Here is an 11797-nt window from a genome sequence, read left to right as displayed (position 1 = left end):
GACGGGCGTCACTCCCGCTCGCGTCCCCGTTCGGCGGTCGCCACCAGCGTCGCCCGCTCGCGCAGCCACGCGGCCGCCGCCTCGACGGCCGCTCGATCCTCGCCGCGGAGCTTCACCCGGACGTAGTCCCCCGGATAGCTTCCGACGGTCACGTCGAAGCGATCCCGTAGCTCCTCGAAGCGATCGATCAGCGCGCTCTCGGGTTCGTCCACCGCCACGGTCTCGACGTACCGTTTCGTCCCCGTGAACTCCGGTTCGATCGACTCGAACATCGCCTTCATCTCCGCCGGGACGCCCGGGAGGACGTAGACCGACTCGACGACGCACCCCGGCGCGACGCCCACCTCGTTGTGGAGGACCCGCGCGCCGGCGGGGAGGTCCGCCGTCCCCGCCGTGAGGTCCTCGCGGACGTACCCGCCGTGCTCCTCGAGCCAGGCGAGCGCCTTCTCGCTGCGCTCCAGGTCGCGATCGAACGCCGCGGCGACCGCGTCCATCGTCAGGTCGTCGTGGGTGGGGCCGAGCCCGCCGGTGACGACCACGGCGTCGTACTCTTCGTGGTACTCGCGGACGACCGACGCGATGTCCTCGATCCGGTCCGGCACGGTCACGACCCGCTCGACGGTCGCGCCGCGGGCCGTGAGCCGCTCACCGAGCCACGCGGCGTTCGTGTTCACTGTCTCACCTGCGAGGAGTTCGTCACCGACGGTCACGACCGCGACGCGCATGCCCCGCGCTACGGCGGGGGACGTTAAAAGTGGGGGCGCTCACTCCTCGCGCGTGTCGAGACCGACGTCCCGCCGTCGCCGCTCGAGTTCGCGTATCTGCCGGACGTAGTAGGCGCTCCCGACGAGCCCCGCGATGGTGAGGATCCCGGCCAGCGACCCGAAGATGAGCAGGTCGCGGTCGAGGTAGTACCGCACCGAGATGCCGTTCGTCTCGACGGTCGACCACTCGATGTGAATCCGCCCGTCGACCCGCTCCGTGGTGTACCCGCCCGGCGAAACCTTCCCCAGGAGCGGTACCGCCACGTCCGTGTTCGGCGGCAGGACGACCTCGTAGGACGCGCCGTCGACGAACGTCGGCGTGGAGAACGTCTTCCCGTTGCGCGGGACGGTGAACGCCACCTTGCCGCCCTTCTCCGGGACCGTGATCGTCGCCCGCTCCCGCGACTGCGTGACCGCGAACTCGTCGCTGTCGTTCAGCCCGATGACCGTCCCGTTGGGGTACTGGTACTTCACCGCGGACACGTCGAGCGGCCGCTCGAGGCCGAACGTGTTGCGGCCGTACACCGAGAGGTTCGTCCGGTTGTCGAGGACGTACACCGCCCTGTACTCGTCCGCGGAGACGGTGTACGTCGCCGTCGCGTCGGTGCTCCAGTCGTAGGACGTGTTCTCGTTCAACTGCTCCTGGCTCAACTCGCCCGGCCCGAAGAGGCTGGTACAGCCCGCGCTCATCGCGAGGAAGGCGAGCAACGCGAGCGCGAGCGGTCGTCTCATGGAATGACGCAGAGCAACTCCGAGGGGAGGTAGCCGCCGATGCTGGAGAGCAGTCCCGGGGGGTCGGTGTCCTCGCGGCAGACGACGCTCTGCTCGAGGAGGCCGAGGCGCTCGACGGTGACGATGTCCTCGGCGTGGCCCGCCCGGTTGACGGTCGCGCGCACCTCGGCGCGGGTGGCGCTGTTCACGTTCACCCGGCCGGTACCGCGCGTCCAGTCGTAGAGGCGGTCGCGCTCGTCGTCGGCCAGCCGCGGTTCGTCCCCGTGGACGAACCGGAGCGGAACGTGCTGGACGAGGCCGAACCGCCGCCTGATCTGCGAGGGGGTGCCGGGACCGAGTCCGAGGTCCCCGGCGGGGATCCGCACCCGTTCGCCCGCGTCGAGGACGAACCCCTCGTCGTCCCACGCCTCGAGCGTGCCGACGTACTCCTCGCCGTCGCGGAAGTCGGGGGTGATCGCCCCCCACTCCTCGCGGAGGACGTTGCGCGCGACCACGGCGTCGTCGCCCTCGATCGTCACGGACGGGAAGTCGTCCCTGCGGAGCCCGACGTCCCACGCGACGTCGAGGTCGCCGAGGGCGTTTCCGACGAGCGAGTCGAGCGAATCGAGCGCCCGATCACGGGCGTCGCCACCGACGTAGATCTTCGTTGCGAGGACGACCATCAGATATCGACGTTCAACTCCTCGCGCAGCGCCTCGATGCGGCCGTTCATCGCGTTCACGAGCGCGTCGTTGTTCATCGCCTCCAGGTCCGCCCCGCAACTCGGACACTGGAAGTTGAACTCCATCGCCTCGCCGAACTCGAAGCGGAGCGACTCCTCCGGACACAGGTAGAACTCGTGGTCCGCCTCGTACTGGCGGCGCTCCTCGAGCGCGTCGAGGAGGTCGTACATCTCCTCCTCGAGCTTCTCGGGGATGTTCTCGTACTCGAAGGTCCAGAGGTAGGTGAGCCAGCCGGAGTCCTCGTCGCGCAGACGGCGGTAACTCGCGAGGTCGTTCTCGTAGAGGATGAACAGCGCCCGGCGAACGTCGTTGAGTTCGAGCCCGAGTTCCTCGGCGAGTTCCTCGTCGGTCACCTCACCGTCCGGCGGCGCGGCGGCGACCGGCATGCCCGTCGGACCCACCAGCTCGTGTAGATATTTCTGAATAACGGGGTCGTTCAGTAGCTCCTCGAAGGCCATTACGGAAAACTGCGCGACTGGCGCGGGTAAAACTTCCGCTCCTCCGGCCGTTCGGCCGCAGTGCTATACGCTTCCGATCCCTCGGGTGATGCATGAGCCGCGATCCCCAGGCGTCGGTGACGGCCGAAACCCTCCCCACCCCGGTCGTCGACGCGCTCTCGGACCTGGACGAACACGACCTCCGGCGAGCCATCCTCTACGCGCAGGCGCTCCTCCGGGAACGCCACGACGGATCGACGGACCTCGAAGCCGCCCCCGGAGAGGAGATCGTCCGCGTCGTCGAGCGCGAAGGGTTCACCGAGGTCCACAAACTCCAGCCGTGCGCGAGCGGGTGCGACGACTGTCCGCACGGTCCCTACGTCTACCACGTCGTGACGGAACGACGCCCGGACGGGACGGAGCACAACCACTGGACGCTCGTCGGGGAGGAGAGACACGACCCGTAGCCGCATGCGACCGGTCGCACGGCCACGACCCGTCGGAAGGGAGACCCGACCGAAGCGGTGAACCGCCGACCCCCGTGACAGTAGTCTGATTTATCAACACGCCTTAAGTTATCTCCCCCCCTAGCCACGTCGGTGATTCGAAATGAGTACTGAAACCTCGAGCGACGCCGAGATGCGCCGGACGGAGACCACCCTGTACGGCTCCTGGCGGACGCTCATGATCGGCGGCGCGCTGATCGCCCTGCTGGGCGTGCTCGCGATCGTCTACCCGTTCGTTACCGGCGTGTCGATCTCGGTCTTCCTGGGGGCGGCGCTGGTCGTCGGCGCGGTCATCCACGTCGCACACGCGTTCTCCGCGGGCGGCTGGAAGGGGACCCTCTGGCAGATCGTCCTCGCGCTGGTGTATCTCGTCGCGGGCATCCTGTTCCTGACGGATCCGGTGCTCGGACTGATGTCGCTGACGCTCGTGCTGATCGCGTACTTCCTGATCGACGGCGTCGTCGAGATCGTGATGGGACTCCGCCTGCGCGGCGAACCCCGCTGGGCCTGGATGGTCGCGAGCGGCGTCATCTCGCTCGTCCTGGCGGCGCTCATCTGGGCCGGCCTCCCGTCGAGCGCCGTCTGGGCGGTCGGCCTCCTGTTCGGCGTGAGCCTGCTCACGACCGGCATCTCGATGGCGATGGTCGCCATGGGCGGCCGGGACGCGGCCGAGGCGGCCGACGCCTCGGCCCGCCGGTCCGCGCGCGGCGCGTGACCGCGGCGTGCCCGTGATCGTATCGTAACCGCCACCGGGTGGCGAGTCGAACGCCGGTCGTCCCGACCGACGTCCGGTCCATTTCGTTCCGTTTCACCGCCGGCGAGGCGAGCGCCTCGCCTCGCCTCGACGCCGATGACTGTCCCCGCCACGGACCTGCGCGTCCGCTTATCCCCCGCGAACGCGTTGTTCCACTGATGTGACCGCCATGACCGCAGAGCCGTTACCCGTTCGCTCCCGCACCGTGTCGGGGGTGGCCCGCCCCGCCTCCCGCGACCGAACGCGGGCGTCGTGACCATGACCCGCTGGTTCGACCGTCGCCCCGACCGTCTGCGCGCCGCGCTCTGGGTCGCCGCCCTCGTCCTCCTCGGCGCGATCCTGTTCGTCGGGTACTCCTACGCGGGGACCGTCGTCCTCGCGCTGTTCGTCTACTACGTGACGAGGCCGGTCTACTCGCGGCTGCGGCGGGTGATCCCCGCCCCGACGCTCGCCGTCTTCGTCGCGCTCGTCGTCGTCGCCCTGCCGGCGGTGGTCGTCTTCGGCTGGGCGCTCGCGCTCGCACTGCAGGAACTGTTCCGACTCGTCGAGTCGGGGGCGCTCGACCCGTACCGGGAGTACCTCCAGCCCTTCGTCGACTTCTCGACGCTCGCGGTCGACGTAGACACGCTCGCCCGCGAGGCGATGCGCCTCGTCGAAGCGGGACCGCCGACCGACGGCCTCCTGCGGGGTGCCCTCGACGCCGTGACCGTCTCGTTCGGCGTCCTCGCGGGCGTCGGGATCCACCTCTTCATCGCGTTCACCCTGGCGTTCTACCTGCTCCGGGACGACCACCGGATCGGCTCGTGGGCGCGGCGGACGTTCGACCTCGACGGGACCGTCGTCGAGACCTACGTCCGGACCGTCGACCGCGACCTTCGGAACGTCTTCTTCGGCAACATCCTCAACGCCTTCCTCACCGGGGCGATCGGAACCGTGGCGTACACGGCGCTCGACGCGATCGCCCCCTCGTCGGCCGTCGCACTCCCGGTTCCCGCGCTGCTCGGCATGCTCACCGGCGTCGCCAGCCTCGTCCCCGTCGTCGGGATGAAACTCGTCTACGTCCCGGTGTTCCTCGCGCTCCTCGCGCGCGGCGCGCTCGCCGACCCCTCGACGCTCTGGTTCCCGCTGGTCTTCGCGGGCGTCTCGATCGTGATCGTGGACGCGATCCCGGACGTGATCCTCCGGCCCATCGTCAGCGGGCGGACGCTCCACGTCGGCGCGCTCATGCTCGCGTACCTGTTCGGCCCGCTGCTGTTCGGCTGGTACGGCATCTTCCTCGGGCCGTTCCTGCTCGTGGTCGTCCTCGAGTTCGCCCGGATCGTCCTCCCGTGGCTGCTCGATCCCGAGCGGGACGCGACGACGACGCTTCCGGAGTTCCGGACGGTCGGGGAGGACGAGGCGGGGGAGGTGCGCGAGCGGCCGTTCGTGGACGACGACGGTGCGCCGTCGAAGTGAGGCGTTCGGCCCGCGGGCGCGATCAGGTCCGGGTCGAATTCGACCGGACCTGGCCCGTCAGGGTTCGCCGGCCCTCGGGGGGACGTTCTGGTTCAACCGGAACAGGTTCCCCGGGTCGTACTCGGTCTTCACCTCGACCAGCCGGTCGTAGTTCCCGCCGAAGAGTTCCAGCGCGGGGTCCTCGTGGAACCCGGGGAAGTTGCCGTAGCCGCCGGCCGCGACCGGCATCTCCCGGACCCCGGCGATGCTCTCGCGGACCCACTCGACGTTCGCGTCGCTGTCGTCGGGATCGTCCCAGTTCGCCTCGAAGGTGAGCATGTAGGGTTTCTCCCGGTGCCAGAACGCGGTCGCGTCCGGCGCGACGTCGCCGATCGCCCCGCCGAGGTGCCAGAGGTCGACCGTCGACAGCGCCGACGGGCTCTCCTCCCCGCGGCGCACGACGTACTCGATCACGTCGTCGTCGAGGTCCGTCAGGTACGTCGCCTTCCAGTAGTAGTAGTTCCCGTCGGGGTAGTCCTCGTCGAGCATCGACTGCAGTTCGGTGTACGGCATGGGGCCGCTGAAGTCGACGATCGGTTCGGCCAGCGTCCGGAGGTCGCGGAACTCGGAGACGGCGTCGTCCGTCTCGCCGTCGTAACACCCGAGGAAGACGACCATCGGCTCCCCCCACGCGTCCTCCGGGAACTCCTCCAGTTCGGGGACGAACCCGTAGAACGGGAGGACGCTCGCGCTCCGCGAGGCGGACGCCGCGTACTCGCGGAACCGCTCGATGGCCTCGATCGCGACGTCGCCGTGGTGCACCACGAAGAGGCCGTACACCTCGGGGCCGACCTCGTGGAGGTCGTACTCGAAGGAGGTGACGACGCCGAAGTTGCCGCCGCCGCCCCGCAGCGCCCAGAACAGGTCCGCCTCGCGCTCGGCGCTCGCGGTCCGGATCTCGCCGTCGGCCGTGACGACGTCGACGGACGCGAGGTTGTCGCACGACAGCCCGTACTTCCGGCGAAGGTGGCCGATCCCCCCGTTGAGCGTCAGGCCGGCGATGCCCGTCTCGCTCACGACGCCGAGCGGCGTGGCGAGGCCGAACGCCTGCGTCTCCCGGTCGACGTCCCCGAGCGTCGCGCCGCCCTCCGCGCGGACCGTCCGAGCCTCGGGATCGACGCGCACGCCGTCCATCTCCGAGAGGTCGACGACGATCCCGTCGTCGCAGAGGGCCGTCCCGGCCACGTTGTGCCCCCCGCCGCGGATCGCCACCGGCAGGTCGCGCTCCCGCGCGAAGTTCACCGCCGCCGCGACGTCGGCGGGCCCCCGACACCGGGCGATGAGCGCGGGACGCTTGTCGATCATGCCGTTCCAGATCCGCCGCGCCTCGTCGTAGCCCGGGTCGTCGGGGCGGATGACCTCACCGCCGAACCCCGCCTCGAAGGCCGCTATCTCCTCCCCGGTGAGTTCTCCTCTCGATTCCTCTCTCCGTGGTCTGCCAGCTTTAGCCATCCCGAATCGGTACGACGCGGGACGGGATACCCGTTGCTCTCTGTCAACATATATCACCCCATACGCCCACTCTCCTCGTCCGCCGGAACGTTCGGAACGCGTCGGCGTTCCCGCCCGACCGTCGTCCCGCGTGCTCCCGGATCGGCGTGCGTTTTACCTCTCAGCCGGTCCGTCGTCCTCACATGAACGAGGTGTACGACGCGGAGGCGGCCCGCCGCGAAGAGGCCGTCTATCGCACGCAGGCGGCCGCGGAGCGTCGCCGTCGCGTCCGCGAGGCGCTCGACCTCGACGGCGGGGAGACCGTGCTCTCGCTCGGTCCGGGTCCCGGATTCGAGCCCGCGGAACTGGCGGCCGCGGTCGACGTGCGATCCGTGATCGGCGTCGAGCGCAGCGAGGCGATGCTCGCGCTGGCGGCCGAGCGGTGCGCGTCGGACGACGCGGTGTCGCTGATCGCGGGCGAGGCCACGGCGCTCCCGCTCCCCGACGGAACCGTCGACGCCGCGCTCTCGGTGCAGGTGTACGGGTACGTCGACGCGCTGGACGACGCGCTCGTGGAACTCGCGCGGGTCCTGCGCCCCGGCGGACGGGCGGTGGTCTACGCGACCGACTGGGAGACGCTCGTCTGGCGCGTCGGCGATCCCGACCTGGCAGAGCGGGTGTACGACGCGTGGGACGGTCACTGCGCGCGGCCCCGACTCGGCTCGGCGCTGGCCGCGCCGCTTCGGAACGCTGGTCTCCGGGTAGAGTACGTCGAGCCGTACGCTATCTGCAACGCGAGTCTGGAGAACACCTTCGCCGGGCGATTGGTGCCCGCGGTCCGGGAGCACACCGCGGACGTGCTGGATCGAGCTACGGCCGACGCGTGGACCGGTGCCGTCCGGGACCGCGAGCGCGCCGGCGAGACGTTTTTCTGCCTGACGGGGTCGCTCTATCGGGTCACGAAGCCGCGCTGAGCGCCCAACTCGTCGTTCACCGCGAGACCCGCCGGACCACTCGTCGAGACGACGAGTCCGCGTTTCGGACGATACGCAGTGCTATCGCACAGTCGCCGAGGTAGTTCGCGAGTCCCGACGCGGCGAGGTACTATCGCGACATGTGGTGTATCGACGACGTTCGCGTCGTCCGTCGAAAGCGCGCGTAGAACGCCGCTACTCGCCGCCGTCGTCCGACCCGACCGGTTCCACCCGCTTCCCAGTCGCCTTCGGGATCACGCGGTGGGTCGCGTCCGTCCACTCCCGTTCGAGTTCCCGGCCCTCGAAGAGGCGGTCGAGGAAGACCGCGAGGCCCGCCACCTCGGAGTGGGGCTGGTTGGTGACGGCGACGTTCCAGTCGGCCCGCTCGTACACGTCGAAGGGGACCTTCTCCGCGCCGACGACGACCAGGAGGGGTCCCGCCCGGTGGTCGGCGCGGATATCGGCCGCCACGTCCTGTACGGGGAGGCCGTACATGGTCAGGTGGACGACCGACCCGGGGAACTCGCTGACGACGCGTTTCGGCTCCTCGGTCTGCTCGACGACGAACGGGCCGCCGAAGCGGGCGGTGATGTCCTCGATGGTCTCTCTCGACTGCGTCGCGTTCCCGGTGAGGACGACGCGGTCGGCCCCGAGCGCCCGGGCCGTGAGGCCGACGTGGGTCGTCATCCGGTTGTCCCGCCCGGGACGGTGACCGAGACGCAGGACGGCGACTTCGTGGTCGTTCATATTGCCGGAATTCGCTCGGGCGCGAGTAGGGCTTTCGAAAGCGGGGCAGACGAAAGCGAGGCGGACGAGAGCGAGGCGGACGAGAGCGAGGCGGACGAGAGCGAGGCGGACGAGAGCGAGGCGGACGGAAGCGACTTTAGGCGGGGCGGTGGCCATATCGGACATGCAACTCAGCGGCCGGCGCGTCGTCGTCACGGGTGGCGCGGGGCTCGTCGGCTCTCGCCTCGCCGCGCGCCTCGTGCCCGACAACGACGTCCTCGTCGTCGACGACCTCTCGAACGGCGTCCGCGCGTCCGTCCCGGACGCGGTGACGTTCGTCGAGGGGGACCTCACCGACCCGTCCGTCGTCGCGGACGCCGTCACCGAGGACGTCGATCTCGTCTGTCACCTCGCTGCGGCCGACAAGTACGTCGACACCGACCGCCCGCGCGCGCAGTTCGAGACGAACACGGCCATCACGTACGCGCTCCTCGAACGCATGGAGGCGGTGGGCGTCGCGAACCTCGCGTTCACCTCCTCGTGCACCGTCTACGGCGAGGCGGGCGAACCCACCCCCGAGGACTACGGCCCGCTCGAACCGATCAGCGTCTACGGCGCGACGAAACTCGCCGAGGAGTCCGTCCTCTCGGCGTACGCGCACAGCCGCGGCTTCACGGTGTGGACGTTCCGCTTCGCGAACATCGTCGGGCCGCGGTTCGGCGCGGGCGTCGTCCCGGATTTCGTCGAGAAACTTCGCGCCGACCCCGAGACGCTCACGATCCTCGGCGACGGCGAGCAGGAGAAGTCCTACATGCACGTCGCGGAGTGCGTCGCGGCGATGTGCCACGTCGTCGAGCGCGCCGAGGGGGACCTCAACGTCTACAACCTCGGAACGCGCGACACGACGAGCGTCACCCGCGTCGCCGACATCGTGAGCGAGGAGATGGGCCTCGACCCCCGCTACGAGTACACCGGCGGCGACCGCGGCTGGGTCGGGGACGTCCCGCGGGTGTCTCTCCCCATCGACCGCCTAGCCGAACTCGGGTGGGAGCCGGAGCTGTCGAGCGACGAGTCCGTCCGCCGCGCGACCCGCGAGTTACTCGCGAGGGCGGACTGACGTCAGATCTCGAACCGCGTCCGCGCCTCGCAGTCGTGCTCGCGGGCGAGGAGTTCCGCGCGCGCCTCGTGGGTCCCCGGGTCGGGGTCGGGCCACTCCGCCTCGTAGGTCCGCGACTCCCCCGGCGCGAGCGTCTCCTCGCCCAGCACCTGCGCGAACAGCCGCCCGTCGCTCCAGCGCCAGCGCTCGTCGTCCACGACGAAGTCGGCGCGCGCGGCGTCCGAGAAGGTGAGCGAAACGGGTTCGTCGCCGGCGTTCTCGACGGTGAACGCGAACGTCACCCCCCCGTCAGCGGTCGCCGTGAGGTCGCCTCGGAGCATAGCGGACGCTGGGCGGCGACGGGCATAGGTGTACGGGGGTACACCGTATTTCGATATATCAAATCGCTCACCCGGCGTTCTCCAACATCGAAGGCGGTACGCGAGTCGTTCTCCCCTCTCAGGCGAACAGGAGGATCGCCGTGTAGAGTCCCGCCCCGCCGAGGAACGCGACGAAGCGGCTCCCCGCCGGCGACGGGAGTTCCTCCTTGATGCTGTTGAACACGACGCTCCCGGCGAGGAAGGCGAACAGCACCGCCAGCAGCGCCTCCGAGACGCCCATGAGGAGCCCGACTCCGGCACCGACGAGTACCGCCCCCGAGAGGATCCACCGGCCGACGCGATCGTAGACGGAGCCGTGGTGGCGTCTGAACCCGGCGTCGATGACGAGAAAGTGCAGCGCGAGGGCGACGGTGTAGAAGAGCAGGTTCAGGAGCCCCGACTCCTCCTGGTGGAACAGGAGGTAGCCGATGAGGGCGTTGTATCCGGTGAACGACAGCACGTGCGCCCAGAAGATCGCGTCGGAGGCGTCCTCGTCCCCCGTCGCGTCGGATGCGCCGTCCCCGTCGTTCCCGCCCTCCGCCCCGTCAGCGCCCGCGGCGTCCCCCGCGCCTTCGGATCCGCTCCGCGCCTGCGTGACGAGCGAGTGGATCCCGTAGAAGAGGACGAACCCGAGCAGGACGACGACGTAGACGTGTACGTCGCGGCTGAAGAACGACCCCACGGCTTCGCGGCTCTCCACGAGGTCGAGGACGGCCTCGTTGATCTCGGGGAGCAGGAGGACGAACACGTACGCGACGGAGACGCCCCCCGCGAACGAGAGGGTCGCGTCGTGCGACAGCGGGTCCAGGGTGCTGAGGCGTCCCGCGAGCACGTGCGCGGCGGCGAGTACGAGCGCGAACGCCCCCGTCGCGACGGTCACCGTCACCATGGGGGAGGACGTCGCGCCCGACACCTCAACGTGTCGCCTGCACAGCACCCGCGGCGTCCGCGCGACGGTAACCGTCGCGTCGGTCGACTCGATCGTACCCGCTTTTCGCGCTCGGCGTCAGAGCGCCCGCCGAATCGCTGTCGAGAGTTCCTCCTCCGGGTCGTAGGGGGTGTCGTGCTGGTGGACCGACAGGCGCACGACCGGCCGGAGGCGGCCGTCGATGCGGACGTACGCGAGGAAGCTGTGGTCCGTGATGCGGGCCTTCGCGAACAGCCCGCGAACGTCGGGGTGGTAGTAATCGACGTCCGTGTACGTGCTCGTCCGCGTCACGCGCTGGTCGTCGGGTGCCGCCCGGTCGAGGCGCGCGAGGACGCCGACGACGCGTTCGATCAGGTGATCCGGCCAGTAGGCGAGGGCGGGGACGGCCGACGCCGGCATCGGCTCCTCCGACTCGGCGTCCGGGACCTCGACGCCGACGTCGGCCATCACCCGCGCCAGCGCCGCCCCGTCGAGGAGGTCGATCCCCGCCGCCCTCGCCACCCGTTCGGCCTCCGGGGAGACGGTCGAGGTCGTCGCCAGCGAGACGCGGTCGACGTCCCGCTCCGACCGGAGCGCGACGAGGTCGCGAACCACGGTCGCGTCGACGCGGCTCGACGGGGGGTAGTGGCGGACGTGCAGGAGGCGGTGCTCGCCGTCTCGCGCGAGTCGGACGTCGATGCCGCCCGCGGGCGTCGGCGGCGCGACCTCGACCGACCAACCGTCCCACCGGGCGACCGCGAACTCGCGGACGACCTCGGCGAACCGTTCAGGAGCGAGCCGCTGGAGCGCCTCGGCGCGACCGTCGTGACTGCCGTTCACACGCACGGTTCGTCGTCAGCGCTTAAGACCTTTC

The 11797-nt window shown here is 70.0% G+C and carries 15 protein-coding genes; 5 read left to right on the top strand and 10 right to left on the bottom strand.

The window, feature by feature from the left end; all coding sequences use genetic code 11:
- Window positions 1-8: 8 nt before the first annotated feature.
- Genes NKI68_RS14440 through NKI68_RS14425 form a run of 4 tightly spaced genes read right to left on the bottom strand, consistent with a single transcriptional unit; the run spans window position 9 to window position 2676 of the window.
- On the bottom strand, window positions 9-725 hold the full coding sequence (locus tag NKI68_RS14440; RefSeq protein WP_254543810.1) for a competence/damage-inducible protein A: 717 nt from the start codon (window positions 723-725) through the stop codon (window positions 9-11).
- Window positions 726-764: 39 nt separating this feature from the next.
- Entirely contained in the window at window positions 765-1496 is a 732-nt protein-coding gene (locus NKI68_RS14435; RefSeq protein WP_254543809.1) for a DUF5803 family protein, read from the bottom strand.
- Entirely contained in the window at window positions 1493-2158 is a 666-nt protein-coding gene (locus NKI68_RS14430; protein ID WP_254543808.1) for a DUF2110 family protein, read from the bottom strand. The genes NKI68_RS14435 and NKI68_RS14430 overlap by 4 nt, the downstream gene beginning before the upstream one ends.
- Window positions 2158-2676: a transcription factor gene (locus NKI68_RS14425; protein WP_254543807.1), complete on the bottom strand. Its 519-nt coding sequence runs from the start codon at window positions 2674-2676 to the stop codon at window positions 2158-2160. Before NKI68_RS14425 ends, NKI68_RS14430 begins: the two co-directional genes overlap by 1 nt.
- A 92-nt stretch (window positions 2677-2768) precedes the next feature.
- Between NKI68_RS14425 and NKI68_RS14420 the strand changes: the two genes are divergently transcribed.
- The 3 genes from NKI68_RS14420 (at window position 2769) to NKI68_RS14410 (ending at window position 5370) form a co-directional block, all read left to right on the top strand.
- Window positions 2769-3122 carry a hypothetical protein gene (locus NKI68_RS14420; RefSeq protein ID WP_254543806.1) on the top strand — a complete coding sequence of 118 codons (354 nt, stop codon included), beginning with the start codon at window positions 2769-2771 and terminating at the stop codon, window positions 3120-3122.
- Between the two features lie 142 nt (window positions 3123-3264).
- Window positions 3265-3876, top strand: coding sequence for an HdeD family acid-resistance protein (locus tag NKI68_RS14415; protein WP_254543805.1), 612 nt, complete (start codon window positions 3265-3267; stop codon window positions 3874-3876).
- Between the two features lie 297 nt (window positions 3877-4173).
- Entirely contained in the window at window positions 4174-5370 is a 1197-nt protein-coding gene (locus tag NKI68_RS14410; protein ID WP_254543803.1) for an AI-2E family transporter, read from the top strand.
- 57 nt (window positions 5371-5427) lie between these two features.
- Here the strand turns inward: NKI68_RS14410 and NKI68_RS14405 are convergent, their stop codons facing one another.
- A complete protein-coding gene (locus tag NKI68_RS14405; protein ID WP_254543801.1) occupies window positions 5428-6861 on the bottom strand; it encodes an FAD-binding oxidoreductase in 1434 nt (477 codons plus the stop codon).
- A 182-nt stretch (window positions 6862-7043) separates the two neighbouring features.
- On the opposite strand from NKI68_RS14405, the gene NKI68_RS14400 reads away from it, so the two are divergent.
- A complete protein-coding gene (locus tag NKI68_RS14400; RefSeq protein ID WP_254543800.1) occupies window positions 7044-7814 on the top strand; it encodes a methyltransferase domain-containing protein in 771 nt (256 codons plus the stop codon).
- Window positions 7815-8009: 195 nt separating this feature from the next.
- Here the strand turns inward: NKI68_RS14400 and NKI68_RS14395 are convergent, their stop codons facing one another.
- Both NKI68_RS14395 and NKI68_RS23820 read right to left on the bottom strand, forming a co-directional pair.
- The gene (locus tag NKI68_RS14395) at window positions 8010-8561 is read right to left on the bottom strand and encodes a tRNA (cytidine(56)-2'-O)-methyltransferase (protein WP_254543799.1); all 552 of its coding nucleotides are present in this window, start codon (window positions 8559-8561) and stop codon (window positions 8010-8012) included.
- Entirely contained in the window at window positions 8558-8719 is a 162-nt protein-coding gene (locus tag NKI68_RS23820) for a pentapeptide repeat-containing protein (protein ID WP_368410954.1), read from the bottom strand. Before NKI68_RS23820 ends, NKI68_RS14395 begins: the two co-directional genes overlap by 4 nt.
- Window positions 8720-8724: 5 nt before the next feature.
- Between NKI68_RS23820 and NKI68_RS14390 the strand changes: the two genes are divergently transcribed.
- Entirely contained in the window at window positions 8725-9657 is a 933-nt protein-coding gene (locus tag NKI68_RS14390; RefSeq protein ID WP_254543797.1) for an NAD-dependent epimerase/dehydratase family protein, read from the top strand.
- Window positions 9658-9659: 2 nt separating this feature from the next.
- Here the strand turns inward: NKI68_RS14390 and NKI68_RS14385 are convergent, their stop codons facing one another.
- From NKI68_RS14385 to NKI68_RS14375, 3 genes are all read right to left on the bottom strand, one after another.
- Window positions 9660-9977 (bottom strand): BsuPI-related putative proteinase inhibitor, encoded by a 318-nt coding sequence (locus NKI68_RS14385; protein ID WP_254543796.1) that lies wholly within the window; start codon window positions 9975-9977, stop codon window positions 9660-9662.
- A 118-nt stretch (window positions 9978-10095) separates the two neighbouring features.
- Window positions 10096-10905, bottom strand: coding sequence for a hypothetical protein (locus NKI68_RS14380; RefSeq protein WP_254543795.1), 810 nt, complete (start codon window positions 10903-10905; stop codon window positions 10096-10098).
- A 117-nt stretch (window positions 10906-11022) separates the two neighbouring features.
- Window positions 11023-11763 (bottom strand): restriction endonuclease, encoded by a 741-nt coding sequence (locus tag NKI68_RS14375; protein ID WP_254543794.1) that lies wholly within the window; start codon window positions 11761-11763, stop codon window positions 11023-11025.
- Window positions 11764-11797: the final 34 nt, after the last annotated feature.

This window comes from Halomarina pelagica (assembly GCF_024228315.1).
Classification (GTDB): domain Archaea; phylum Halobacteriota; class Halobacteria; order Halobacteriales; family Haloarculaceae; genus Halomarina; species Halomarina pelagica.
This window is presented reverse-complemented; position numbering and strand designations above follow the sequence as displayed.